25 protein-coding genes are annotated in these 23,492 nt (G+C 61.4%); 14 read left to right on the top strand and 11 right to left on the bottom strand.

The genetic code is table 11. The features are described from left to right. Nucleotides 1-36: 36 nt before the first annotated feature. Nucleotides 37-999 (top strand): LysR family transcriptional regulator, encoded by a 963-nt coding sequence (locus ABUK12_RS06910; protein ID WP_410015584.1) that lies wholly within the window; start codon nucleotides 37-39, stop codon nucleotides 997-999. A gap of 60 nt (nucleotides 1,000-1,059) precedes the next feature. On the opposite strand, the gene ABUK12_RS06915 is transcribed toward ABUK12_RS06910, so the two are convergent. The 7 genes from ABUK12_RS06915 to ABUK12_RS06945 all read right to left on the bottom strand — a co-directional run bounded on the left by ABUK12_RS06915 (nucleotide 1,060) and on the right by ABUK12_RS06945 (nucleotide 6,314). After that, on the bottom strand, nucleotides 1,060-1,752 hold the full coding sequence (locus tag ABUK12_RS06915) for a DUF1989 domain-containing protein (RefSeq protein WP_410015585.1): 693 nt from the start codon (nucleotides 1,750-1,752) through the stop codon (nucleotides 1,060-1,062). 14 nt (nucleotides 1,753-1,766) lie between these two features. Then, nucleotides 1,767-2,432: an amino acid ABC transporter permease gene (locus tag ABUK12_RS06920; RefSeq protein ID WP_410015586.1), complete on the bottom strand. Its 666-nt coding sequence runs from the start codon at nucleotides 2,430-2,432 to the stop codon at nucleotides 1,767-1,769. After that, the gene (locus ABUK12_RS06925) at nucleotides 2,432-3,082 is read right to left on the bottom strand and encodes an amino acid ABC transporter permease (protein WP_410015587.1); all 651 of its coding nucleotides are present in this window, start codon (nucleotides 3,080-3,082) and stop codon (nucleotides 2,432-2,434) included. The genes ABUK12_RS06920 and ABUK12_RS06925 overlap by 1 nt, the downstream gene beginning before the upstream one ends. A 7-nt stretch (nucleotides 3,083-3,089) precedes the next feature. Continuing rightward, entirely contained in the window at nucleotides 3,090-3,743 is a 654-nt protein-coding gene (locus ABUK12_RS06930) for an urea carboxylase-associated family protein (RefSeq protein WP_410015588.1), read from the bottom strand. Between the two features lies 1 nt (nucleotide 3,744). Continuing rightward, entirely contained in the window at nucleotides 3,745-4,359 is a 615-nt protein-coding gene (locus ABUK12_RS06935; protein WP_410015589.1) for a DUF1989 domain-containing protein, read from the bottom strand. Nucleotides 4,360-4,362: 3 nt separating this feature from the next. Further along, entirely contained in the window at nucleotides 4,363-5,202 is an 840-nt protein-coding gene (locus tag ABUK12_RS06940; protein ID WP_410015590.1) for a transporter substrate-binding domain-containing protein, read from the bottom strand. A 260-nt stretch (nucleotides 5,203-5,462) separates the two neighbouring features. After that, complete coding sequence (locus ABUK12_RS06945; protein ID WP_410015591.1) at nucleotides 5,463-6,314, bottom strand: MurR/RpiR family transcriptional regulator; 852 nt, start codon at nucleotides 6,312-6,314, stop codon at nucleotides 5,463-5,465. Between the two features lie 138 nt (nucleotides 6,315-6,452). Between ABUK12_RS06945 and ABUK12_RS06950 the strand changes: the two genes are divergently transcribed. Then, the gene (locus ABUK12_RS06950) at nucleotides 6,453-7,385 is read left to right on the top strand and encodes a LysR family transcriptional regulator (RefSeq protein WP_410015592.1); all 933 of its coding nucleotides are present in this window, start codon (nucleotides 6,453-6,455) and stop codon (nucleotides 7,383-7,385) included. A gap of 60 nt (nucleotides 7,386-7,445) precedes the next feature. On the opposite strand, the gene ABUK12_RS06955 is transcribed toward ABUK12_RS06950, so the two are convergent. Further along, the gene (locus tag ABUK12_RS06955) at nucleotides 7,446-8,609 is read right to left on the bottom strand and encodes a mandelate racemase/muconate lactonizing enzyme family protein (protein WP_410015593.1); all 1,164 of its coding nucleotides are present in this window, start codon (nucleotides 8,607-8,609) and stop codon (nucleotides 7,446-7,448) included. Between the two features lie 390 nt (nucleotides 8,610-8,999). Here ABUK12_RS06955 and ABUK12_RS06960 point away from each other — a divergent pair, with 390 nt between their 5' ends. The 8 genes from ABUK12_RS06960 (at nucleotide 9,000) to ABUK12_RS06995 (ending at nucleotide 15,539) form a co-directional block, all read left to right on the top strand. After that, complete coding sequence (locus tag ABUK12_RS06960) at nucleotides 9,000-9,755, top strand: GntR family transcriptional regulator (protein ID WP_410015594.1); 756 nt, start codon at nucleotides 9,000-9,002, stop codon at nucleotides 9,753-9,755. After that, on the top strand, nucleotides 9,752-10,684 hold the full coding sequence (locus ABUK12_RS06965; RefSeq protein ID WP_410015595.1) for a carbohydrate kinase family protein: 933 nt from the start codon (nucleotides 9,752-9,754) through the stop codon (nucleotides 10,682-10,684). Before ABUK12_RS06960 ends, ABUK12_RS06965 begins: the two co-directional genes overlap by 4 nt. A 1-nt stretch (nucleotide 10,685) precedes the next feature. Further along, nucleotides 10,686-11,537 (top strand): BtpA/SgcQ family protein, encoded by an 852-nt coding sequence (locus ABUK12_RS06970; protein ID WP_410015596.1) that lies wholly within the window; start codon nucleotides 10,686-10,688, stop codon nucleotides 11,535-11,537. Then, the gene (locus tag ABUK12_RS06975) at nucleotides 11,534-12,271 is read left to right on the top strand and encodes a hypothetical protein (protein WP_410015597.1); all 738 of its coding nucleotides are present in this window, start codon (nucleotides 11,534-11,536) and stop codon (nucleotides 12,269-12,271) included. The genes ABUK12_RS06970 and ABUK12_RS06975 overlap by 4 nt, the downstream gene beginning before the upstream one ends. 10 nt (nucleotides 12,272-12,281) lie before the next feature. Beyond that, entirely contained in the window at nucleotides 12,282-12,605 is a 324-nt protein-coding gene (locus ABUK12_RS06980; RefSeq protein ID WP_410015598.1) for a hypothetical protein, read from the top strand. Beyond that, nucleotides 12,586-13,356, top strand: a complete 771-nt coding sequence (locus ABUK12_RS06985; RefSeq protein ID WP_410015599.1) for an ATP-binding cassette domain-containing protein — start codon at nucleotides 12,586-12,588, stop codon at nucleotides 13,354-13,356. The genes ABUK12_RS06980 and ABUK12_RS06985 overlap by 20 nt, the downstream gene beginning before the upstream one ends. Beyond that, the gene (locus ABUK12_RS06990; protein WP_410015600.1) at nucleotides 13,353-14,405 is read left to right on the top strand and encodes an ABC transporter permease; all 1,053 of its coding nucleotides are present in this window, start codon (nucleotides 13,353-13,355) and stop codon (nucleotides 14,403-14,405) included. Before ABUK12_RS06985 ends, ABUK12_RS06990 begins: the two co-directional genes overlap by 4 nt. Before the next feature lie 180 nt (nucleotides 14,406-14,585). Beyond that, nucleotides 14,586-15,539 (top strand): ABC transporter substrate-binding protein, encoded by a 954-nt coding sequence (locus ABUK12_RS06995; RefSeq protein ID WP_410015601.1) that lies wholly within the window; start codon nucleotides 14,586-14,588, stop codon nucleotides 15,537-15,539. A gap of 274 nt (nucleotides 15,540-15,813) precedes the next feature. On the opposite strand, the gene ABUK12_RS07000 is transcribed toward ABUK12_RS06995, so the two are convergent. Then, a complete protein-coding gene (locus tag ABUK12_RS07000) occupies nucleotides 15,814-15,960 on the bottom strand; it encodes a hypothetical protein (protein ID WP_410015602.1) in 147 nt (48 codons plus the stop codon). A gap of 162 nt (nucleotides 15,961-16,122) precedes the next feature. Here ABUK12_RS07000 and ABUK12_RS07005 point away from each other — a divergent pair, with 162 nt between their 5' ends. The 4 genes from ABUK12_RS07005 to lldD all read left to right on the top strand — a co-directional run bounded on the left by ABUK12_RS07005 (nucleotide 16,123) and on the right by lldD (nucleotide 21,930). Continuing rightward, nucleotides 16,123-17,850 carry a non-ribosomal peptide synthetase gene (locus tag ABUK12_RS07005; RefSeq protein ID WP_410015603.1) on the top strand — a complete coding sequence of 576 codons (1,728 nt, stop codon included), beginning with the start codon at nucleotides 16,123-16,125 and terminating at the stop codon, nucleotides 17,848-17,850. Between the two features lie 494 nt (nucleotides 17,851-18,344). Next, nucleotides 18,345-19,994, top strand: coding sequence for an L-lactate permease (lldP, locus tag ABUK12_RS07010; RefSeq protein WP_410015604.1), 1,650 nt, complete (start codon nucleotides 18,345-18,347; stop codon nucleotides 19,992-19,994). After that, complete coding sequence (lldR, locus tag ABUK12_RS07015; RefSeq protein WP_410015605.1) at nucleotides 19,991-20,788, top strand: transcriptional regulator LldR; 798 nt, start codon at nucleotides 19,991-19,993, stop codon at nucleotides 20,786-20,788. Before lldP ends, lldR begins: the two co-directional genes overlap by 4 nt. Continuing rightward, nucleotides 20,785-21,930, top strand: a complete 1,146-nt coding sequence (gene lldD / locus ABUK12_RS07020) for an FMN-dependent L-lactate dehydrogenase LldD (protein ID WP_410015606.1) — start codon at nucleotides 20,785-20,787, stop codon at nucleotides 21,928-21,930. The genes lldR and lldD overlap by 4 nt, the downstream gene beginning before the upstream one ends. Here lldD and ABUK12_RS07025 read toward each other — a convergent pair. Then, complete coding sequence (locus ABUK12_RS07025; RefSeq protein ID WP_410015607.1) at nucleotides 21,920-22,720, bottom strand: transporter substrate-binding domain-containing protein; 801 nt, start codon at nucleotides 22,718-22,720, stop codon at nucleotides 21,920-21,922. The two genes, lldD and ABUK12_RS07025, sit on opposite strands and share 11 nt — an antisense overlap. Nucleotides 22,721-22,759: 39 nt before the next feature. After that, nucleotides 22,760-23,485, bottom strand: a complete 726-nt coding sequence (locus ABUK12_RS07030; protein WP_410015608.1) for an amino acid ABC transporter ATP-binding protein — start codon at nucleotides 23,483-23,485, stop codon at nucleotides 22,760-22,762. Between the last annotated feature and the right edge of the window lie 7 nt (nucleotides 23,486-23,492).

Genomic DNA, 23,492 nt, shown 5'->3' on the forward strand with positions numbered 1-23,492 from the left:
GCCTTCCGATGTAGCCCCGACGTTAGGCAGCGAAACATGAATCAATCCGCCAAAAATCTTAAACCCGTGCCGCCTCTGACGGAGGCCGATCTTAAACTGCTGCGCATCTTCCGCATGGTCGCCGAGGCTGGGGGACTGACCGCGGCCGAGGAGGCGCTGAACATCGAGCGGTCCACCATCAGTCGCCATCTCCAGAACCTGGAGGCCAGGCTGGGTGAAAAACTCTGCTTTCGCGGGCCGGCCGGTTTTCAACTGACGCTATTCGGTGAAAGTGTCTTAAGGGCATCCAGCCTGGCGGACGATACGCTGAAAAAAATACGTGACGATCTGAACGACGCGCGTAATATCCTGGCGGGCGATTTGACTATCGGCATCGCCGATAACTGCCTGTCCAATTCCGGCTCCAAGGTGTCCGAGGCGCTGGCGGCATTCCGCTCCATCGCGCCGGACGTCACCGTGCATCTGTCCATCCATCAGCATGATTCGCTGCTCACGCACATGCTTGATCGGCAATTGCATATTGGCATCAGCGGCATGCCGGAGACCAACCGGCAGTTGCAAAGCGTGCCGTTGTTCAAGGAGGCGTTCCGCCTCTACGTGGCCATCCCCTTCGGCCAGCCGTCGCCCGGGATGGCGGATTTGATTGACCAGAATTATGTCCTGGTCACCCGCGATCGCGATCCCTACAGTTCCCGGTTAAGCCAGCGGCTTAATATGAAACGCAAGGCCGTTGCCTCGGGACTGGAGGCGGTCGCCACCCTGATTGCCGCCGGCGGTTATGTGGGACTGTTGCCGACCCATTACGTGCAGACGCTGTCCCAGTTCTATTGTTTTGTTGAAGTCGCGGATGCGCAAACGTTCGCCTATGAAGTGACGTTTTCGCTGCTGTCGCTGCGGGGGCATCCCCTGCCCCCCAGCGGCCAGCGTTTTATGCGTTTATTGCTCAATTTAATGCACCAGGATACCCGCGGCGGGTTCCCGTTGAAGGCGGCCAGCTAACGCCCGCCTAGCGTGCCGTGCCGCCAGCGACGCGGCCGGGGCCAAGCCACGCCACGCGTATTACCGGGTGCTCGGCGCCGCCGTCTCCGGTATCCATGGCCCTTTCACCTCCCCGCCGGGAAAATCGCCGGTGAGAATACGCAACAGCATGTCGCGCGGCGTGTTATCGCCCTGCCCCTGGATGCTGACGATGTCCTGTGGACAGGCGGAAAACGCCACGTAGCAGTCCATTTCGGCGCGCAGGATAATGTAATCCCCCGGACGCGTCACCGTCGGCAGCGTGCTGAGCGTGATGCCGTCCGGCTGCACGCGGATGTTCATAAACACATTAAACGAGGCGAGATTGCCGTGCGGCAGGGCAACGCCCAGTTCCGCCAGTCCTTGATGCAGGTTATCGTGGCAGTTGCGATGCGGCTCCGTGCAGCCCAGCAGCTCATAGCGGCGGGCGTCGCAGGCCGCCATAAAGGTGTCGTGCACGCCCGGGGAGGTATCCGCCACCAGGGTCAGGATCGGATGGCGCTGATTGGTGATAAAACTGTCGCCCACCACCGGATTCAGGCGCTGGTTCCAGACCCGCGTCGCCTCCATGCACATGTACTCGCCCACGTCGCGGGCGTTATAAGCCCAGCAGTCCGCCACCTGGGTGCCGTGCAGGTTAATCAACTGCACCGCTTCACCCGCGGCCAGGCGGATCGCCTTGCCGTGGCGGGCGGGGATCAGCCGCTCATCGCGGCAGGTAAATTGTGCTTCCATTGGTCTTCTCCAGGTTAATTCGCCGTACGGCGGCTATAGCGCGTCATGCGCCGCTCCACCCGCCGGGCCAGAATGTCGATAACATTGTTAAGCAGCCAATAACACAGCGCCACCGCCAGATAGATTTCCAGCGGGGCGTAGGTGGCCGAGATGGCCTGCTTGGCGGCGTACATAAATTCCCGCACCGAGACAATCGACAGCAGCGCCGAGTCCTTGATCAGGCCAATTAGCAGGCCCGTCAGCGGCGACAGCATCTGCGGCAGGGTTTGCGGCAGCACCACGTCCACCAGGGCGCGGGTCCGGCTTAAACCCAGCACCCGCGTGGCTTCCCACTGCCCGCGCGGCAGGGCCGCCATCGCGGCCAGGATCACCTGCGCGACATAGGGAGCGTAATAGAGCGTCAGCGCCAGCACGCCCACGGTGGGCGACGAGAACGTGATGCCATATTCAGGCAGCACAAAATACAGCAGATAAATCACCACCAGCAGCGGCAGGCCGAGGGTCAGCGCGCGATAGGCGCGCAGCAGCGGCTGCCAGAAAGGTGGCGCGCGCAGCAGACACCACGCCAGCAGCGCGCCGGCAAGCCCCGCGCACCATGCGGCGATAAGACTCAGCAACAGCGTGATTTGCATCCCCGCCCACAGCGCGGGAGCCGACGAGGCAATGGCATGCCAGTCCATTATACCGGTCTCCCTTTGCCTTCGAGATAACGCGCCGCGCGCAGCAGCGGCAGGGCAATCAGCAGATAGCCGAGCGCCACCAGCAGCAGCACTTGGGCCGGCTCGTAGCTGCGGGCGATGACGATCTGCCCGGCGTAGGTCAGCTCGGTCAGCGCCACCACCGACGCCAGCGGCGTGGTTTTCAGCAAAAGGGTAAATTCGTTGACCAGCATGGGCAGGCTGGCGCGCATCACCTGCGGATTGACCACATACCACCAGGTGAGCCAGCGTCCAAGCCCGAGCGTGCGCGCCGCCTCCAGCTGTCCTGGCGTGACCAGGCGCCGGTTGACCCGCAGGATTTCCGCCACATAGGCGCCGCTGTTCATGCCGATGGCGATCGTCGCCGCCAGCAGCGGTTGCCCGCCCAGCCCGAGCCTGGGCAAGGTAAAAAACACCACGAACAGCTGGACGATGGCGGGCGTGCCGCGCATCAGGCTGACATACAGCCGGCCGGCAAAACGCGGTACCCCGCCCCGCCGCAACTGCAGGTAGCAGCCCAACTGGCCCAGCGCCAGGCTCAGCAGCGCCGCCAGCATCGTCAGTTGCAGGGTGACCCACAGGCCCCGCGCCAGCTCCGGCAATCCGGCGCTGACCTCAGCATCCAGCCCCATGGCTACCTCACTGAGCCGGAAAATCGGTCAACGCTTCCGCCGCCGATAGCCGCAGCGGCGCCGGACGGTCATTACCCTCGATCCCTGTGCAGCAGGCGCTGACGATAAACAGCGTATCCATCACCACCCGGCAGGTGATGCTGTCGCCGGCCCGTGTCTCATTAGGCCGCGGCGCGATAGCGCCATTGCGTTCCAGGTCCACATGCATAAATAAATTGACGGGGTCGGGCAGTTTCGGCACTGGCATCTTCAGGCGCGCCAGTTCGGCGGCCACCGCGTCCATACAGCCCTGCTGCCCGGCGTAACCGCGTCCGGCCAGCCACGCCGTGGTGGAGCCCGGCAGCAGCAGATCGTGGCGGCGCACGCTATCCTTGCCGAGCACCATAACCGGCCGGCGGCGGTTATTGACCAAACGCATGCCCGAGCCGAGCAGATAGCTGTTGCTAAAGACGCGCGTGTGATGCACCGACAGCCAGATCCCCGGATCGTCGACGCTGAAACCAAATAGCGAGGCGACCGCGCCGTCGCCCAGCGCGGTGATGCGCAGCAACTGTCCGCGCACCACGCGGATAGCACCCGCCGCGCCCGGCATCACCATGACCGGCTCCGCCAGCGAACGCGTGGTTTTTGGGGCGGCAACATCCTCTTTCATCAGTAACATATCAGGCCTCGCCGGCGTTGGGTTGATCGGAGATAAGGATATCGATGGGGGTCACCTGTAGCCCGTTGCCGGGAATAATGTCTTGCGGACAGGACGACACGGCGCAGACCAGATCGCACAATGCCAGGAAGGTAATGCGGTCCCCCGCCCGGCTATGCGGATCGGTCACCTCCATTCGGCCGTCGGCGGTGACCGGGCCATTCTGGAACAGGTTGAACGGTTCCGGCAGGCTGTAGTAGGTAACGCCAAAGCCGCGCATGCCTTCCAGCAGGTTATCGACGCAGTTGCGATGCCCCTCGACGCCGAAGTCCACGCTGAACCGAGTACGGTCGCAGGCCGGCACGTTGGCGTCGTGAATGCCGATGCTGTCGTCGATAATACGCAACATGGCGCGGTTATCGCTTGACCAAAGCGCGTCGCCCGGCTTAAAGAACAGCGAGCGCAGGTGTTGGCGCGTATGCACCGGCGACAGCTTCTCGGCGGGATTCGCCGCGTTTACCGCCACAAAATCCGCCGCCTGCTGCCCCTCGCTGTCGATAATGGTGAGATATTGCCCTTTACGGACGGTGAATGCCCGGCCGTGCCCGGCGGGGACATGAACCTGTTGCTGACACATGCCTTACTCCTGCGGAATGAAATTATCGGCCGGCACCGTAAAGGTGGTGCCCAGGTATTGGGTTTGCAGCCGTGCCAGTTCGCCGGTTTTCTGCATCGCCAGGATACGGTCGCTGATAACCTTGTTCAGCGTGGCGTCCTCTTTGCGGGTGGCCCACGCCATCCACTGCGATGGGCCTATCTCGCCCACCTGCGCCACCTTGCCGGGATATTTTTTCGCGACAGGCGCCAGCACGGCGATATCGTCAATCACAAAGTCGGCGCGTTTGGTCATCAGGGTGCTGACGGTCTGGTCCAGCGTATCGACGCTGATGATGATGATAGGTTTAAGGCCTTTGCCTGCCAGTTGGTCATTAAAGGTTTTCAGCAGTTGTTCCGGCACGCTGGCGCTTTTTGCCGCGCCGCGCAGCCCCGCTAGGTCTTCCACTTTCAATGGCTTAGCGCTGAAATGGCCCGCGTCGGCTTGGCGTACCAGGATACCGTTGACGGTTTTACTGAAGGGCACGGTAAACAGCACCTTCTTCGCCCGCTCGACGGTGACGTTAAGGGAGGAACCTTCGGTGTTGAAGGCGCCGGAGATCAGCCCGGGAATAATGCCGCTGAAGGCGGTTTTCTGAAACTCCAGTTTCACCCCCAGTTCTTTGGCTACCGACTGCATAATGGCGGCGCTGTAGCCGACCACCTCGCCTTGGTCGTTGGTGTATTCGTAGGGGGGAAAGGTGGGATCGATACCGACGGTCATTTTGCCGCTGGATTTGATATCGGCCAGCGTATCCGCCTGGGCCGTGGCGCAGTAAGCTCCTAAGGCCAGCAGCGCGGCGGCGAAAAAGGCGATTTTATTCATAAGGGTCATATCCTGGTGTGGTGGCGGTGTCTAACAATTAGGCAGCTTTCATGCCACTTTTTACCGCCATCGTTATCCGCGCCGGGAGAGAAACCCTTTTTTCTGTATAAAATCAGAGTGAAACTATTGTTTCTTTATCATTATATTTTATTTCTTTTGTTTCTTAAGGGTCGTTTACAGCCGCGCCGGACCGGCGGTTGCCGCGCCGCCGGCGCACCATCCCCGGGCAAAATCTTGCGCTAATGCACCATGACGATCGGTTATTCCAGCTCATCAAGCCACTGGTGCACGGATTCGATCAGCGCCAGCTGATCGTTGCGGGCTTTGCCCCGCTCGCGCGCCACCAGCGAACACAGCAGGTTGCATACCCCCGAGAGCGACGCGGTGCTGTCAAAGATCAGACTGCCCTCGGTATGGCAGCGAATAATCCAGGTCGCCTGTTTCGAGGGTTTGCCGGAAAGGACGTCGGAGAGGTACAGCATCGGCACCCGCAGCTCCGCCATGGCGTTCATCGCCGCCTCCAGGGCGGGCATCCGGCGGCGCAGGCCGACGCAAATCGCCACGTCCAGCGGCCCCAGCACGGCAAGGTGCTCCGCCAGCGAATCGCCGGCGCGCGGCAGCAGCCTCACGTCGTGGTGAACATGGATCAGATCGCGATAGAGCATGGCGGCAATGGTCTGGCTGAATCGCCAGCCCATCACCACCACCCGGCGGGCGCCTGCGACCGCTTGCGTGATGTCGCCCAGTTGCTGCGCGTCCAGCGAGCGGTAGGTATTGACCAGGTTGGCCACCTCGCGCTCCAGATGGTTTTGGATCACCGCATCCAGCGGCGAGCCGGATTGAAATTGCTGCAGGTAAAGGGGCGAGCCGCTGTTTTGCATATCGCGCGCCTGCCGCCGGGCCGCGTCGTAATTGTCATAGCCCAGATGGCGGAAAAAACGCGTGGTGGTGGCTTTTGAGACGCCGGCGCTGCGCGCCAGCTCGGTGGCGGTATTCATCGCCAGCTGGCCCGGCGCGGCCAGAATCACGTCAGCCAGCCGCTGCTCATGGCTGGAAAGCTGCTCCCAGCATTGACGGATGCGGTTCTCAAGGGAGGCGGTTTTCACACTCATCAGATTTGTTGCCCTGGATAAATAAATCTCATCCTGCACAGAGTGCGCCGACTTGTCATCAGGAAAGTGCGCGCCGGCTGTGCGATAATGGCGGCAGCGCATGCTGACAAGAGGCGTCGGACGCCATGGAGCCGAGGTATGATGAATCATCCCCACATTGAGCTGGCGTGGCTTGAAGACTGCGCGGCCCTGGCCGAGAGCCTGAATTTTTCACGGGCCGCGGAGCTGAGGCATGTGACGCAGCCGGCGTTCAGCCGACGCATCCAGGCGCTGGAGGAGTGGGCCGGCACGCCGTTGTTTGAACGCAGCCGGGGCGGCGTCAGGCTAACGGCCGCCGGTGAGGTGTTCCACCCGCAGGCGGTGGCCCTTCTGCGCGCGATTCAGGATCTGCGGGCGAAAACGCTGGAAGCGGCGGGCAAAGGCGCGCAGATGATCACTTTTTGCGCAACCCATTCGCTGTCCTCTTTGTTTTTCCCCCGCTGGCTGCGTGAAAGCGGCATCACCCCTCTGGATGGCCAGGTAAAGCTGGTGTCGGACACCTTGCTGGCCTGCGAACGCCTGTTCCTGCGCGGCGATGCGCAATTCTTGCTGTGCCATTCCCATCCGGATGCCGGCCGCGGGCTGGAGAACGCGCACTTTACCAGCGTCCAGGTCGGCGAGGATATCTTGCTGCCGCTTTGCGCGCCCGACGCCACCGGCAAACGGCCGAAATGGTCCCTGGACGACATGGCCCGGCCGATACCGTACCTGTCCTACAGCACTGATTCAGGGCTGGGCCGGATAATCGCCACCCAACGGCACATGACCGCGCAGCTGGCAAAAATGGACAGGGTTTTTACCTCCGATCTCGCCGCCACCCTGCTCGCCATGGCCCGGGCCGGAGACGGCGTGGCCTGGCTGCCCAGGACGCTGGCGCAGGCGGATCTGCTCAGCGGCGCGTTGGTCGCGGCGGCGGTACGGGACCGGCGCCTCGAGGTACCGGTGCAGATTAGGGTGTTCCGCCCGGCATCGTCGATGACCCGGGCGGCGGAGCGGTTATGGCAGGCCATCGCCGGCCAGGGCCCGCGCTGACGCGGGATGCGCGGACAGCCATGCCGGCGCGGTATCATGCGTTACCAGGCGCGCGGGCGATTATTCGGCCAGCGCGCGCATCACGCTTATCAGCTCGGATTTCCCCTCGAACCCGATGCCCGGCAGCTCGGGCATCGTGATATAGCCGTTGTCGACGGTCACCGCATCCGGAAAACCGCCGTAGGGCTGGAACAAATCCGGATAGCTTTCGTTTCCGCCAAGCCCCAGCCCCGCCGCGATATTCAGCGACATCTGATGACCGCCGTGCGGGATACAGCGCGACGCCGACCAACCGAACTCCTTTAGCACCGCCAGGGTGCGCAGATACTCCACCAGGCCATACGACAAGGCGCAGTCGAACTGGAGATAATCCCGGTCCGGGCGCATGGCGCCGTAGCGCAGCAGGTTACGCGCATCCTGGTGGGAAAACAGATTTTCACCCGTCGCCATGGCGCCCGGGTAAAAGCCGGCCAGGGCGGCCTGCAGGGCATAGTCCAGCGGATCGCCGGCCTCCTCGAACCAGAACAGCGGATACTCGCGCAGCATTTTGGCGTAAGCGATGCCGGTTTCCAGATCAAAGCGCCCGTTGGCGTCCACCGCCAAACGGGCGTCGTCGCCGATCTCATCCAGTACGGCGGCGATACGGCGGCGATCCTCGTCGATTGGCGCGCCGCCGATTTTCATCTTCACCACCGTATAACCGCGGTCCAGATAGCCGCGCATCTCCCGGCGCAGCGCGACAAGATCCTTGCCGGGATAATAATAACCGCCGGCGGCGTAGACAAATACGCGGGGATTGGCGTCTACGCCGTGGGTGTCCGCCAGCAGCCGGAACAGCGGCTGGCCGGCGATTTTCGCCGTGGCGTCCCAGAGCGCCATATCCAGCGTGCCCACGGCCACGGAACGCTCGCCGTGGCCGCCCGGCTTTTCATTGGCCATCATCAGGTCCCAAATCCGGTGGGGATCGAGATTATCGCGGTTAGGGTTAAGCACGGCGTCGGCATCCGCCCGCAGGATACGGTCGCGGAAACGTTCACGGATAAGGCCGCCCTGGCCATAGCGCCCATTGGAGTTAAAGCCGTAGCCCACCACGCGCCGGCCGTCCTTAATCACATCGGTGACCACCGCCACCAGGCTGGTGGTCATCTTGCTGAAATCGATATAGGCATTACGGATAGGCGAGGCAATGGGTTTGGTGATTTCAACCACGTCGAGAATTTTCATTATTATCTACCCCGGGGATACTGGTTCGGATGTCGCGGCGATTGTAGCCCCGGGGTGCGCCGGCGGCTAATGCCGGTTGCTATTGTCGCTATGCGCGCAAAGCATAGCGGATGGGCGCGTGTTGACCGCGCGCATTGCCCGATTTAACACGGAGATCACAATCATACTAATTTCCTATGACGGCATTGCCGCCGTAAAATCCGCGCCGGCGACGGTCAAATGTCTGGTATTAATTCACTGTTTCCTGACGATAAAAAAGCAAATGCACCTACCCTTCAGTTGCACCAACCCTATTGATTTTAATGATTTTTATGTGAATTAGCCGGTTGACAGGGATTGTCATGTCATTCAATTATCATGACAACCTATCGGCAACCAGAAAGAATAAACATGCATTGGGATCAGCATGGGCTTGTTTCCGGCCCGCAGCCATTATGGTGGCAAATCGCAGACAGATTACGCCGTGAAATCGAATTCGGCGGATTTAAGCCCGGCGAGGCCCTGCCTTCGGAAACCCTGCTTAACCAGGTGTTCGGGGTCAGCCGCACCACCGCGCGCACCGCGCTGGATAAACTTGAGCAGGAGGGCTTAATCAGCCGCCGCGCAGGTAAAGGCTCCATCGTGCTGCCGCCGCAGGTGGTCCAGCCGCTGAGCCAGATGTCGAGTTTCGCGGAAGATATGCAGCGGCGCGGTTTCAGCGCCGGCTACCAGACCCTCGGCGCCCGCATGGCGGTTCCTCCCGCCGATATTGCCGCCGCCCTGCGCCTGCAGCCCAACGAAAAAGCCTTTATGTCCACCCGGCTGTTAAAAGCCGATGACATGCCGATGGCGTATTCCCACAGCTGGCTGTCGCCCGCCCTTTTTGTCCATCACCCGACGCCCGGGGCCGGCGACCTTGACCGCCAGTCGCTGTATGTCTGGCTGGAACAACGGTGCGGCTGCCGCATCGTCGGCGGCCAGGAAACCATCAGCGCCGCCCTGCTCAACGGCGAACTGTCCCGCGCCCTCCAAGTGGCCAGGGGATCCGCCTGCCTGGTCGCCCGGCGCCTGAGCTACGACGCGGACCAGCGCCCGGTGGAATATGTGACGGTGCATTACCGCGCCGATCGCTACAGCTTTACCATCGATTTGGTGCGTAAATCATGATGGCCGGCAAAGGATTGTTTGTCGGCGATATCAGCCTGGATACCACCTTCGGCATGGATCATATCCCGCAGCCCGACGAAAAAGTCCTGGCGCGCATCAACAGCGAGTCCGCCGGCGGGGTGGTGAGCAACGCCGCCCTGGCCTGCCGCCTGGCGGGCGCGGACGTCACGCTCGCCGTTGAAACCGGCGACGACCTGGTGGCGGATCCCCTGCTGCGGGGCCTGCAACAATCCGGCCTGCGGATTATCAGCCGCAAAATGCCCGGACGGACCTGCCGCGCCGTCATCCTCCTTGAGCCGCACGGCGAAAAACGGCTGCTGCTGGAGCCGGGCGTCTCGCTGTATCCCAGCCTGGCATGGGTGCAGGCCCTCGATTTACGCGGTATCGACTGGGTGCATACCGCCGTGTACGGCGAGGGGGCGTGGCCCCTGATTGAACAGTGCCGCCGGGCCGGCTGCAAGTGGTCGATTGACCTGGAGCCCGCCACCTTCGCCGGCGGTCTGGAACCCCTCTATCCCCTGCTGTCCGGCGCCGAGGTGGTGTTTTGCAACCAGCGCGCGCTGCGCCAGCTGGGCGATAACGCCGTGGCGCGGCTGCTGGCGCTGGGCGTAACGGCCGTGGTGTGCACCCTTGGCCCGCAGGGCGCGCGCTACGTCTCCGCGGTTCATGACGTGAGCGCCCGCGTACCCTTCGACCCGGTCATCGTGGACACCACCGGCGCGGGCGATTGCCTGGCCGGATGGTTTATCGCCGGGCGCCTGGCGGGCGAATCCCTACACCAGTCGCTTACGCGGGCGGTCTTTGCCGCCACCTACAGCTGCGGGGGCATGGGCGCGCAGCCCTCCTACCCCAGCCACGCACAGCTTATGCATTATCAACGCGCCGGCATGCCCGATGGCGATGCCCGCGCCCCGACAGACGAGAGATAAGATGGCCGGACCACAGGTACTTCCCCAAAAACCCGACATGCTTGCCGCGCTGTTCCCGGTAAAAAAACCGGTAATAGGCGTCATACATTTGCAGGCCCTCCCCGGCGCGCCGCGTTATAACGGGCAGGCAATGAAAGACATTTTCGCCGCCGCCGTCGCCGACGCCAAAACCCTGGCGCAGGGCGGCATCGACGGCATTATTATTGAAAATGCCAGCGATCTGCCCTTTTGCCGGCCGGAAAATATCGGCCCGGAGACGGTGGCCGCGCTGACCGCCGCCTGCATGGAAGTGCGCGCCGCGGTGGCGACGCCCATCGGCATCACCTGCGTGGCCAACGGCGCCATTCCCGCGCTGGCCATCGCCAAGGCGGTCGGCGCGCGCTGGGTACGGGTCAATCAATGGGTTAACGCCTATGTGGCCAATGAAGGCTTTATCAACGGTCCCGCGCCGGAAGCGATGCGCTACCGGTCGATGATCGACGCCCGCGATGTCGCCATTTTCGCCGACGTGCACGTCAAGTTTGGCGCCCATGCCATTACCGCCGACCGCAGCATCGCCGAGCAGGCCACCGACGCGGAATGGTTCGACGCCGATGTGCTGATCGCCACCGGCACCCGCACCGGATCGCCCACCGAACCGACCGAGGTGAACGACGTGCGCAACGGCACCAATTTACCGGTTATCGTCGGTTCCGGCCTGTCGCCGGCCCAGGTGCCCGCGCTGTTCAGCGCGGCCGACGGCGCCATTATCGGCCAATGGCTAAAACACGACGGCGCCTGGTGGAAACCGGTGGATGCCCGCCGCGTGGCGCAGTTAATGCAGGCGGTGATGCTGGTGCGGGAGGGCAAATGACGCTGCTGACCGGTGAAACCGACGTATTCTCTTCCCAGCCGTCGACCTCGGCGCGCTGCGTGGTGGCATTTTTGGCCAAACGCCAGACGGACGCGGGCGACGCGGTGTATCAGCGGCAACATTATCAGGCGCTGATGACGCTGCTGGATCAGCTGCGCGGCGAAGGCTGGCTGTTGTCTTTCCGCGCCATGTTTACGCCGGCCGACCAGACCCTCCCGGCGACGGCGCTCGACAGCGGCGCCCTGCACGAATGGGATATGGCCGGCGCCTTTGAGGCGCCGTCCCTTGACGCCGCGCTGGCGGGAACCGTACGTCTTGAACAGGCGGGCTGGTCGCGGCTGTTCGCCACCCAGTGGCTGTTAGGTCCGCGTGAATTCGCCACCGTGAACGGCGGCGGTGCGGATATCCGGCGCCCCTGGGGGTTTATGGCGCTGTGGGAATGGAACGACGCCTGGTGCGAGGCGACGCCCGCCGAACGCACGGAATATGACGCTGAATGCGACGTCGCGTTTAAAGGCGATCTGGCGCTGAATATCAATATCGCCGGCCGTCATCGCCTGGACTGGGCGCATAGCTGGCATCACCTCGGCATCTGGGAAACCGACAGCCTGGACACTGTCTCCCGGGCCATTACCGGCCATCAGGACGCCGCGGATTTTAAATTCACCACCTCACGCCACGTCACCGGCAAGGTTCGCCCGCTGGCCGACCTGCTGTTGCCCGCCGGCGCTTAAGGAGCCCCCTATGTCAGAGAGTATTTGGATCCATTATGCCCGCCCGCGCCCGCGCTGGTATTTACTGACCGATGCCGAACAACAGGAAAAGCGGGACCGGTGGCAAGCGCTTGCCGATCGGGCGGCGACCGACGGCGCGCGGTTTATGGGCCGCTACCATATTCGCGGCCAGCATGATTTCGAGACCGTCGAAGTGTGGAATTTTCCCGACGCGGAAGCCGCCTTCCAGTATTGGTCCGGCCTGACGGGCGCGGCCTACAACCAGTGGTTCGCGTTTGCCAATAACATTGGTCTTGCGGTGGAGAAACACGAAAATGACCATCCCGGTACTTGAAGCCGTGGCCATCAGCCGACACTTCGGCGGCGTCAGGGCGCTGGAGCACGTGGATTTCCGCGTCTATCCCGGTGAAATCTGCGCCCTGATCGGCGATAACGGCGCGGGGAAATCAACGCTGACGAAAATTCTCTCCGGCGCCGATCGGCCCGATGAGGGCGTGATTAAAATCGACGGCCGCGAGGTGGTGTTCGCCTCGCCGGGGGCGGCCCAGGACAGCGGCATCTCCACGGTCTATCAGGATCTGGCCCTGGCCCCGGAGCTGACGCCGGTGGAAAACCTGTTTTTAGGCCGCGAGGAACTGCGCGGCGGCCCGCTGGGCAGGCTGGGCATGCTCAACCGCGCCGTCATGCGCCGCAAAGCGGTGGAACAGTTCGCCCGCCTGGGCGTCAATCTGCGCTCGCTGTCGGTGCCGGTTTCCTCGCTGTCCGGCGGCCAGCGCCAGTCGGTGGCCATTGCCCGCGCCGCCATGTGGGCCGGACGGGTGATTTTTATGGACGAACCGACCGCCGCGCTCGGCGTCGTCCAGACCGAGCGGGTACTGCAACTGGTGCGCCAGGTGCGCGACGCCGGCCTGGCGGTGGTTTTGATCAGCCACAATATGCCGCAGGTCCTGGAAATCGCCGACCGGGTCGAGGTGCTGCGCCTGGGCAAAAGCGTGGCGCAGATGCCGACCAAGGGCCTGCGGGTGGAAGATCTGGTGTCGGCCATGACCAGCGGCACCTACGGCAGCGCGGAGGCGGCGCCATGAACAAAACCTTAGTAAATAAACCGGCGCCTGGCGCTGAACACCCCGCCGGAGCGCGTGATACGCTGGCGCGGATGATCGGCGGCGGCTGGATATTTATTCTGCTGATAGCGCTTATCGCGCTGTTCGGCCTGCTGCGCCCCGAACAGTTCGGCTCGGCCTACAACCTGGCGCAAATCGCCATTAACGCCGCCATTTTGCTGGTGCTGTCGGTGGGGCAAACCTACGTCATCATCGCCGCCGGCATTGATTTATCCGTGGGCGCGGTTCTGGTGTTTTCCTCGGTGGTTTCCGCCCAGGCGATGCTGTCTCTCTCAGGCCAGGCGGGCAATACCTTCGGCACCACCGACGCCGGCTGGGGCGTGATTGCCGCCGGCAGCCTGGTGGCGGTGGCGGCCGGGCTGCTGTGGGGCGCGCTCAACGGTTTCCTGGTGGCCGTGGCCAGAATCCCGGCGCTGATTGTCACCCTCGGCACCTTCGGCATGGCGCTTGGGCTGGCGCAGGTATTTTCCGGCGGCATCGATGTGCGCGCCATGCCGGAAAAGCTGGTGGATGTGGTCGGCGGCGGCGCCGTCGCCGGTATTCCGGTGCTGGTGTTGATCGCGGTGGCGGTGCTGGCCGTCGCCGCTTTTGTACTGCACCTCACCCGCTTCGGCCTGCATGTCTTTGCCGTCGGCTCCAACCTGGAAGCGCTGCGGCGCGCGGGCATCAATGTTAAAGCGCGCCTGGTCGCCATTTACATGATTTCCGGCGCGCTGGCGGGCGTGGCCGCCATCATGTCAAACGCGCGTTTTTCCACCACCACCATCGGCGGCCACGCCATGGATAACCTGGCGACCATCTCCGCCGTGGTGCTGGGCGGAACCAGCCTGTTCGGCGGCATCGGCAGCGTCGCCGGAACCATTATCGGGGTGTTTATCCCCATTATCCTGCTAAACGGTTTTGTCATCCTCGGCATCCCGCCGTTTTGGCAAACCGTGGCGATGGGCATGGTACTGATCCTGGCGGTCTGGATTGATCAGCTCAAACGCCGGGCCCGGGATCGACGTTAACCGCAGGTCACGCTACAGGCACGTTTGCCTGACCTGCGTCGCGAATAGGAAGGGCCGGGGTTTCGCACGCCATGGCCATGCGCCGTGCGCGCATGGCCACCACGCGGTTCGCCATTCCGCCCGCAGGCACGGTTTTATTATCAGTCAACTCAGGTTTCAATCACTTCCTAAGGGGAAATCATGATGCGTAACACCATGGCATTCGCTGTTTTATCGACCTTAACCCTGGCGCTGGCGCCTCCCGCCCTGGCCGCCGGACAAGATCATACCGTCGCGCTGGTCCTGGGGGTGAAGGGGAGTCCTTTTTATCAGGCATTACAGTGCGGCGCGCAGGAAAAAGCACGGCAGATGGGCGTTACCCTGCAGGTTTCCGCCCCCGATCAGTTTGCCGCCGACAGCCAGATCCCGGTGGTGAACGCCGTTACGGCGACCGCGCCGGCGGTGGCCGCGATTGTGCCGACCGATGCGCAGGCCCTGGTGGCGCCGATGAAACAGCTGGCGGCGCGCGGGGCAAAAGTGCTGACCGTCGACCAGACGCTCAATGACAATGGTTTCCTGGCGACGGAAATCATCTCCGACAACGAGCGCGGCGGTAAAATGGCCGCCGAGGCGATGAATACGCTGCTCGGCGGCAAAGGCGAAGTGCTGGTTATTACCCAGCCGCCGGGCTCAAGCGCCCAGGACGCGCGTGAAAAAGGTTTTGCCGAACAGATCAAAACCTATCCCGGTATCACCTACCTCGGCCCGCAGTATCAAAGCGACGACCCGCAGAAGGCGGCGGAAATCATCACCTCCACCCTCTCCGCCCATCCTCGGCTGGCGGGCGTATTTTCCACCAACGATCAGGGCGCCATCGGGGCCGTAACCGGCCTGCGCCAGGCGGGCGCGGCGAAAAAAGTCAAGGTGGTGGCCTATGACGCCGCCACCGCCGAAGTGAGCGCGCTGAAAAACGGCACCATCAACGTGTTGATTGCGCAGAACCCCAAACAGGAAGGCGAAGCGGTCATTACCACCGCGCTGGCGCTGCTGGCCGGCAAGCCGGTGCCGAAACAGACGCTGACCGATCTGGTGACCATTACTGAAAACGATCGTCAAAAAGCCGATAAATACGAATATAAAGCCGACTGCCAATAAGCGCCGGCGCTGGTGGCGCCGCTTAACGGCGCCCTGGCCGCGACGAATAATCATCGATCCGCGCATCCGGCGCCCCGTGGCGGGAAGCCCGCCGGTTGCCCATCAGCCTGCCTTGCCCACTACCAGCCCGGCAGTGGATAAAAACCAATACTAATTAATTAATATGTTTTTTTAAAAAGCACAAATATTGCCATATGCTGGTTTATTCCGCCATTTAACTTATTTTTTTAGCGTTAAATTTTCAGGAATACGTTTTTTTAGCAGCTTGTATTTATTATGGCCGATCCGCCACTGCCGGGTTGTGAAAATAGCATTTTACATTTAAGTTTTCAGTGAATAACTGATTAACGCCTGCCGCAGCCAGGGTGTCATAGCCCTTATCCGGCAGGCGGGCATTTAAGGAGGCAGCGATATTTTTCATTAAGCATAATTATTAATCTGCACATTATAATTGCTGATTATAGCGCTGATTAGCGTTGTAACCGGCGTTATCGGTGTGACAACGTTAATCACGTTGATATTAACTGCGTTATTATGAAATGGAGATTCGAGAATGGTGAGTAATTCCCCTTGCGCTGGAAACATGCATTTTATTCATGCCTTCGAGGCCGCGGCGAAGCGCACTCCGCAGGCTATTGCCCTGGTGGTGAATGACCAATCCATCAGCTACGCCCGGTTGCAGCACATGGCCGGCCATTATGCGCAACAGCTGGCGCATAAAATGGACGCCAAAACGGACGGCATTCTCCTGTGCCTGCCGCGAGGTGTGGAACTGATGGCATCCTTGCTGGCCTGCCATTACCTCGGGGTACCCTACATCCCGCTGGATATTTGCACCGCGCCAGGCCGCGTGATGAAAATTTTGGCGGCCTCGTCCTGCCTGTTGACCTACGACAGCCGCGCGGGTCATATCGGCGGCGCGGACGGGGCTGATGTGGCGACCTTTAGCGCCGTTGCGCAGATAAAACCCGTTCCCGCGGAAAATCCGGCGCCGGCGGCTTATCGTATTTATACCTCCGGCTCCACGGGCGAGCCGAAAGGGGTCAGCGTGGCGCATAGGGGGTGCAGTAACCTGATCAACAGTTTCAGCCGGTTGCTCGAGGCCGGCGGCGAGACCCGCTGGCTGTCGGCAACCTCGGTGTCGTTTGATATGTTCTACCTGGAGTATGCCGTGCCGCTGGCCAACGGCGGGACATTGTTTCTGCTCGACGATGCGCAAACGCATTCAGTCCAGGAGATTGCGTGGCAGTTAATGCGCTGTCAGCCCGATATTTTCCAGTCGACGCCGTCCATGCTCAAATGTCTTTTACCCTATCTGCAGGATGATTGGCGATTCAACCGGCTCCTGGTGGGAGGAGAACCCTTGGGACGGCAGTTATCCGCCCGGCTGTCGGCGCGCGCGCGCTGGTTATGCAACCTCTACGGGCCGACGGAAACCACCGTCTGGTCAACGGCGCATGTCATCACCCGCGCCGGCGATAACCGCATCGGTCGTCCAATCGACCATACGCAGATAAAAATTCTGGATGACGCGCGGCGCGAGATGAAGGCGGGGGAACCGGGTAATATTTTCATCGGCGGAGCCGGGGTGGCGTTGGAATACCTTAACAACCCTGCCCTGACCGCCGAAAAATTCATTGCTCTTCCCGGCGAGCAGACAGAGGGGCGTTTTTATGATACCGGCGATATCGGTTTAATCGATGCGGAAGGCGTGCTGAATTACCTGTACCGGGATGGCGATTTTTATAAGGTCAGCGGGTACCGTATCGACTGCGCCGAAGTGGTGGACGCCCTGGAGAAATGTGCCGGCGTCGCGGCGGCGGCTGTCGTTGTCCTGGAAGGCGATGGGGATGATGAATCGGTGATCGTCGGCTGGCTGAAAATGGACAAACCAGGGCAAGGGATTGATACGGGAGCCATCCGCCTGGAACTTGAAAATGAGCTGGGTCATTATATGATTCCGCGCTATTTTTATCCTATAGACGATTTGCCTTATTCCATCAGCGGCAAGCTGGATAAAAAAGCCTTGATCACCATGACCAAAACCAAGATCAAAGAAATGGAGCACATTGTGATGGGGCAAAAAAACGCGCCGGGAAAAGACGCCTTAAATCATCCATTAATAGATATATTGGGTCATTATATAAATATTGACGGTATGTCGCTGAATGATAATTTTTTCCATCGCGGCCTGTCCTCCATCCAATTGGTCTCCTTCCATCTTGAGCTGAAACAATTATATCCCGATATTAATTTGCACGACCTGTGCGCGCGCCCAACGATTAATTTACTACTGGCGCCTTATCATTAATTTCTAGCGCGCACCGCCTTATATTCTACGTGGAAAAGCGCGGATATAGGGCGATATTACGCGCAGCTTCGCAACAGGTCGGCCGGCATCATGCGCGCAGCCTCTCCCGCACGCCGCGCGGCAACCGGCCCGCGTCAAGACGGTCTCCCGCCTATCCTCGCCCAAATGTACCGCTGCGAAATACTACGCCACGCCTTTTGGTCCGACCAATAACAAAAAAATTGTGACTATTGCAGGCAAATCAATAAAAAAGCCCATGAAGCGTTGCTATTTGTTATCGATTCATTAATTTTATGTATCAAGAGAATTGCTTAAATGTTTTGGTAGGACCAATTTTGTGTAACAGCCAGCCCGTTGGCGACCATTTCATTCACATTTTTTTCATGACCAAGGCCAAGTTTGCTGTCTGCGCCAACCCTATTCGCCGGGCAGGACGCGCCCGGGCGGCCCGGCGCATACCCACCGACGGACATCGAGTCACAGGAGAGCATGACATGCCAATCTGGCCACAAAATTACGACCCGCTCGGCAATATCTGGCTATCGAGCCTGGTCGCCGTGATTCCCATCGCGTTTTTCTTTTTCGCGCTGATTAAATTACGCCTGAAAGGCTACCTGGCGGGCACTATTACCACCATCCTGGCCCTGCTGGTGGCGCTGCTGTTGTTCCGCATGCCGCTCGATCGGGCGCTGGCCTCGGTGGTTTACGGCTTTTTCTACGGCTTATGGCCGATTGCATGGATTATCATCGCCGCCGTTTTTGTCTATAAGATTTCCGTCAAGACCGGCCAGTTCGATATCATCCGCTCCTCTATTTTGTCGGTTACCCCCGATCAGCGCCTGCAAATGATGATTGTCGGTTTTTGTTTCGGCGCGTTCCTGGAGGGGGCCGCCGGATTTGGCGCGCCGGTGGCCATTACCGCCGCGCTGCTGGTGGGGCTGGGTTTTAAGCCGCTGTACGCCGCCGGCTTATGCCTGATCGCCAATACCGCGCCGGTGGCCTTCGGCGCCATGGGCGTGCCGATTATCGTCGCCGGGCAAGTGGCCAATATCGACCCCTTTACTATCGGGCAAATGGTCGGCAGACAGTTGCCGTTCCTGACCATTATCGTGCTGTTTTGGATCATGGCGATCATGGACGGCTGGCGCGGGATCCGGGAAACCTGGCCCGCGGTCCTGGTGGCGGGGATCTCCTTCGCCCTGGCCCAGTATCTGAGCTCGAATTTCATCGGGCCCGAGCTGCCGGATATTATCGCCTCGCTGGTATCGCTGGTATGCCTGACCCTGTTCCTGCGCGTCTGGCATCCGGCGCACATCTTCCGGTTCAGCGACGGCGGCCAGCCGGCCCAGCCGGCGCCGGCCGTGACCTATACGGCCGGGCAAATCGTCCGCGCCTGGATGCCGTTTATTTTCCTGACCGCCACGGTAACCCTCTGGAGCGTGCCGCCGTTTAAAGCGCTGTTTGCCGCCGGCGGCCCGCTGCAAAGCTGGGTGGTAAGCATTTCCGTGCCCTTCCTGGATAAGCTGGTGGCAAAAACGCCGCCGGTGGTGGCGACGTTCCTGCCGTACCCGGCGGTGTATAAGTTCGACTGGCTCTCGGCCACCGGCACCGCCATTATGGTGGCGGCCTTTATCTCGATCGCCTATCTGCGCATGAAGCCGCGCGCGGCGCTGGCGACATTTAAAGAGACCCTGCGGGATCTGGCGCTGCCTATCTACTCCATCGGCATGGTGCTGGCCTTTGCCTTTATTTCCAATTATTCCGGCCTGTCCGCGACGCTGGCCCTGGCCCTGGCGCATACCGGCCGGGCGTTTACCTTTTTCTCGCCGTTCCTCGGCTGGCTGGGCGTATTCCTTACCGGGTCCGACACCGCCTCGAACGCCTTGTTCGCCGCGCTACAGGCCACCACCGCGCAGCAGATCGGCGTATCCGACGTGCTGCTGGTGGCGGCCAATACCACCGGCGGCGTCACCGGCAAAATGATTTCGCCGCAGTCCATCGCCATCGCCTGCGCGGCGGCGGGGCTGGTGGGCCATGAGCCGGATTTATTTCGCTTTACGGTGAAGCACAGCCTGATTTTTTGCAGTATCGTCGGGGCTATCACTACCCTGCAGGCGTATATTTTGCCTTGGATGATCCCATGACCTTACCTGATGATATCCGCGTGGCCGACCATATCGCCCTGCGTCTCAAGCAGTTGATAGCGGAGCGCGGGCTGGCCGCGGGCATGCGCCTGCCGGCCGAGCGCCAGCTGGCATCCCAGCTTGGCGTATCGCGCTCATCGGTACGCGAGGCCATCCAGCAACTCAGCAGCCAGGGGTGGGTGGTCAGCCGTCGCGGCGGCGGCACCTACGTTCAGGATGATTTTCATCAATGGTCCGGGCAGCGCATCGTCCTGCCGCTGAAAATGCTGATGGCCGAGGATCCTGATTATCGTTATGACGTACTGGAAGCGCGGCTGGCTATCGAGGCCAGCACCGCATGGCACGCTGCGCGGCGCGCCACCGACACCGACAGGGAGCGGCTGCGGGTGTGTTTTGACGCCACGCTGCGGGTCAGCGAGAGCGACGATCCCGATCTGGCCGCGCAGGCCGACGTGCGTTTTCACCTGGCCATTGCCGAGGCCTCGCACAACCTGGTGCTTTTGCAAACCATGCGCGGTTTGTTCGAGCTGCTGCAATCCTCGGTAATGCAAAGCCGGCGGCGCATGTATACGGTGCCGGTGATTTTCGCCAAATTAACCGAACAACACCATGAATTGCTGCAGGCCATACTGGCCGGCGACCCCGAACGCGCGCGCAGCGCGGCGATAACACATCTGGAGTGCGTCCATACCACGCTGAAAGCCCTGCACGAAGACGAAGCCCGGCAGGCGCGCGTTACCCGCCTGGCTTATCAGGATACCGACACCGACATGATGCGAGAACAGGATACATGATCATTTCAGCTGCAACCGATTATCGCGCGGCGGCCCAACGTAAGCTGCCGCCCTTTTTGTTTCACTACCTGGACGGCGGCGCCTACGCCGAATACACCTTAAGGCGCAATGTCGAGGACCTGGCGCAGGTGGCGCTCAGGCAACGGGTGCTCAGGAATATGTCGCAGCTGAGCCTGGAGACGACGCTGTTCGGCCAGCGGCTCGCCATGCCGGTCGCCCTCGCCCCGGTCGGACTTTGCGGCATGTATGCCCGGCGCGGCGAGGTCCAGGCCGCCAGGGCCGCCGCAAGCAAGGGCATCCCCTTTACGCTGTCCACCGTCTCGGTCGGCACCATCGAGGAGGTCTCCTCCGCCATAACACAGCCGATGTGGTTCCAGCTCTATGTGCTCAAGGACCGCGGCTTTATGCGCAACGCGCTGGAGCGCGCCAAGGCCGCGGGTTGCTCGACGCTGGTGTTCACGGTGGACATGCCGGTTCCCGGCGCCCGCTACCGCGATGCCCACTCGGGCATGAGCGGGCCGAACGCGGCGCTGCGCCGCTATCTGCAGGCGATAACCCATCCCGCCTGGGCCTGGGATGTCGGGGTGCGCGGACGTCCCCACGTGCTCGGCAATATCTCCGCGTATGTGGGCAAACCCACCGGCCTGGAAGACTATATCGGCTGGCTGGCGAAAAACTTCGATCCGTCCATCTCCTGGAGCGACCTGGAATGGATCCGGGAATTCTGGCAGGGCCCCATGATCATCAAAGGCATACTTGACCCGGAGGATGCCCGGGACGCGGTACGCTTCGGCGCGGACGGCATCGTGGTGTCCAACCACGGCGGACGCCAGCTCGACGGCGTGCTCTCCTCCACCCGCGCGTTGCCCGCCATCGCCGACGCGGTCAAAGGCGATATCGCTATCCTCGCCGACAGCGGTATTCGCAACGGCCTCGACGTGGTGCGCATGATTGCGCTGGGCGCCGACACCGTGCTGCTGGGGCGCGCGTATATCTATGCCCTGGCGACGGCAGGGGAACGGGGGGTGGCCAACCTGCTCACGCTTATCGACAAGGAAATGCGCGTGGCCATGACCCTCACCGGCGCCCGCGCCATCGCCGAGATCACGCGCGAGTCGCTGGTCCGGCATTCTATCGGTTAATGATTTCCGGCGGGATCGGCTCGCCATGGTATTTTTGATAAATAGCGTTCAGTTTGCCGTTTTTCAGATTGGCGGCAATCCACTCGTCCAGTTTGGCTTTCAGCTCCGGCTGCCCTTTCGGCACCCCGATCGCCAAATCGAACACCTGCAGAGTCATTTTCGGCTCAAACGCCAGCTTCGGGTTCTGTTTTTTTATCTGGTTAACCAAGGTGGCCGACGTCGCCACCGCAAAAGCCTGCCCGCTCACCGCGGCAGTCACAAGCGTCGCGTCGTCGTCATAACGCTGCACGGTAAAACCCCGTTTTGCCGCTTCCGTACTCAGCTGCGTATCCTGGGTGGTACCGCGCGTCACGGTAATCGCTTTACCTTTCAGGTCGTCCCAGCCGCCGATTTTCGTCGCCGCGGGCGCGCCGATAACCGACCGCAATCCGGCATAAGCGCGTGTAAAATCGATTACCTGCGCCCGCTGCGGCGTTACCGACAGGGTTGATATGACGATATCCGCCTTACCCGTTTGCAGATTGGGGATCCGCGTCGGACCGGTGGTCTCGATAAACTGCAGTTTCAACCCCCAATCCTGCGCCAGCAACTGCGCGGTTTCCACATCCGACCCTATCGGCTTCAGGCTGGCGTCCAGCATCCCGGAAGGGGGAATGGACAAATCGGTCGCCACCCGCAGCGTGCCCCGCTCCTTGATCTCCTGCCAGGCGTTGGTCGCCGCCGCGGCGGGATTAAACGCCAGCCACAAAAACAGGGTGCCCAACAAAGCCAATCGTTTCATATATCGCATAGTTTTCTCCAGGGTTACCTGACGGGCCAACGCCGCCGGCTACAGCTCGTTGGCGATAAAATCCTGCAGCGCCGGGGTGGCGGGCTGTTTTAAAATGGCGGCGCCGCCGCTTTCATGCACGGCGCCCTGGTGCATAAACACCACTTTGTCGGCGATGCGCCGGGCAAAATTCATTTCGTGCGTCACCATGATCATGGTCATCCCGCTGCCCGCCAACCGTTCGATAACACGCAGCACTTCGCCGGTCAGCTTGGGATCGAGCGCGGAGGTCACCTCGTCGAACAGCATCACCTTCGGCTTCATGGCCAGCGACCGGGCGATGGCCGCGCGCTGCTGCTGTCCGCCGGAAAGCTGCTCCGGATAGCTATCCGCCTTATCAGCCAGACCCACCTGCTCCAGCACCGAATGCGCCAGGCGCCGCGCGTCGGCTTTCGATTGTTTTTTAACCGACATCGGCCCCAGCGTGATATTTTGCTCAATGGTGAGATGGGGAAACAGGTTATAACTCTGGAACACAATGCCGACATCCTGACGCAGCTTACGCAGGTCAAGATGGGGATCCTCGACGCGATGGCCGCACACCTCGATGCTGCCGCCGTTAATCTTCTCCAGCCGATCGATACAGCGCAGCGCGGTGCTTTTCCCCGACCCGCTGGCGCCAATCAACGCCACCACCTGCCCCCGATCCACGGAAAAAGACACATCGTTAAGCACCGGCACCGCGCCAAAGCTTTTTTGCACCTTATCAAGCACGATAATCGACATAATGATT

Origin of the sequence: Sodalis sp. C49 (assembly GCF_046352915.1) — a bacterium.
Lineage (GTDB): Bacteria > Pseudomonadota > Gammaproteobacteria > Enterobacterales > Enterobacteriaceae > Acerihabitans.

Bases quoted from the DNA above. Each gene is read 5' to 3' on its own strand.
- ABUK12_RS07005 (WP_410015603.1), top strand. From the start codon at position 16,123: ATGCATTTTATTCATGCCTTCGAGGCCGCGGCGAAGCGCACTCCGCAG.
- ABUK12_RS07025 (WP_410015607.1), bottom strand. From the start codon at position 22,720: ATGCGATATATGAAACGATTGGCTTTGTTGGGCACCCTGTTTTTGTGG.
- ABUK12_RS06945 (WP_410015591.1), bottom strand. From the start codon at position 6,314: ATGAGTGTGAAAACCGCCTCCCTTGAGAACCGCATCCGTCAATGCTGG.
- ABUK12_RS07000 (WP_410015602.1), bottom strand. From the start codon at position 15,960: ATGAAAAATATCGCTGCCTCCTTAAATGCCCGCCTGCCGGATAAGGGC.
- ABUK12_RS06975 (WP_410015597.1), top strand. From the start codon at position 11,534: ATGACGCTGCTGACCGGTGAAACCGACGTATTCTCTTCCCAGCCGTCG.
- lldD (WP_410015606.1), top strand. From the start codon at position 20,785: ATGATCATTTCAGCTGCAACCGATTATCGCGCGGCGGCCCAACGTAAG.
- ABUK12_RS06960 (WP_410015594.1), top strand. From the start codon at position 9,000: ATGCATTGGGATCAGCATGGGCTTGTTTCCGGCCCGCAGCCATTATGG.
- ABUK12_RS06930 (WP_410015588.1), bottom strand. From the start codon at position 3,743: ATGTTACTGATGAAAGAGGATGTTGCCGCCCCAAAAACCACGCGTTCG.
- ABUK12_RS06910 (WP_410015584.1), top strand. From the start codon at position 37: ATGAATCAATCCGCCAAAAATCTTAAACCCGTGCCGCCTCTGACGGAG.
- ABUK12_RS06970 (WP_410015596.1), top strand. From the start codon at position 10,686: ATGGCCGGACCACAGGTACTTCCCCAAAAACCCGACATGCTTGCCGCG.
- ABUK12_RS06995 (WP_410015601.1), top strand. From the start codon at position 14,586: ATGATGCGTAACACCATGGCATTCGCTGTTTTATCGACCTTAACCCTG.
- ABUK12_RS06935 (WP_410015589.1), bottom strand. From the start codon at position 4,359: ATGTGTCAGCAACAGGTTCATGTCCCCGCCGGGCACGGCCGGGCATTC.
- ABUK12_RS06990 (WP_410015600.1), top strand. From the start codon at position 13,353: ATGAACAAAACCTTAGTAAATAAACCGGCGCCTGGCGCTGAACACCCC.
- lldP (WP_410015604.1), top strand. From the start codon at position 18,345: ATGCCAATCTGGCCACAAAATTACGACCCGCTCGGCAATATCTGGCTA.
- ABUK12_RS06940 (WP_410015590.1), bottom strand. From the start codon at position 5,202: ATGAATAAAATCGCCTTTTTCGCCGCCGCGCTGCTGGCCTTAGGAGCT.
- ABUK12_RS06920 (WP_410015586.1), bottom strand. From the start codon at position 2,432: ATGGACTGGCATGCCATTGCCTCGTCGGCTCCCGCGCTGTGGGCGGGG.
- ABUK12_RS06950 (WP_410015592.1), top strand. From the start codon at position 6,453: ATGATGAATCATCCCCACATTGAGCTGGCGTGGCTTGAAGACTGCGCG.
- ABUK12_RS06955 (WP_410015593.1), bottom strand. From the start codon at position 8,609: ATGAAAATTCTCGACGTGGTTGAAATCACCAAACCCATTGCCTCGCCT.
- ABUK12_RS06985 (WP_410015599.1), top strand. From the start codon at position 12,586: ATGACCATCCCGGTACTTGAAGCCGTGGCCATCAGCCGACACTTCGGC.
- ABUK12_RS06925 (WP_410015587.1), bottom strand. From the start codon at position 3,082: ATGGGGCTGGATGCTGAGGTCAGCGCCGGATTGCCGGAGCTGGCGCGG.
- ABUK12_RS06965 (WP_410015595.1), top strand. From the start codon at position 9,752: ATGATGGCCGGCAAAGGATTGTTTGTCGGCGATATCAGCCTGGATACC.
- ABUK12_RS07030 (WP_410015608.1), bottom strand. From the start codon at position 23,485: ATGTCGATTATCGTGCTTGATAAGGTGCAAAAAAGCTTTGGCGCGGTG.
- ABUK12_RS06915 (WP_410015585.1), bottom strand. From the start codon at position 1,752: ATGGAAGCACAATTTACCTGCCGCGATGAGCGGCTGATCCCCGCCCGC.
- ABUK12_RS06980 (WP_410015598.1), top strand. From the start codon at position 12,282: ATGTCAGAGAGTATTTGGATCCATTATGCCCGCCCGCGCCCGCGCTGG.
- lldR (WP_410015605.1), top strand. From the start codon at position 19,991: ATGACCTTACCTGATGATATCCGCGTGGCCGACCATATCGCCCTGCGT.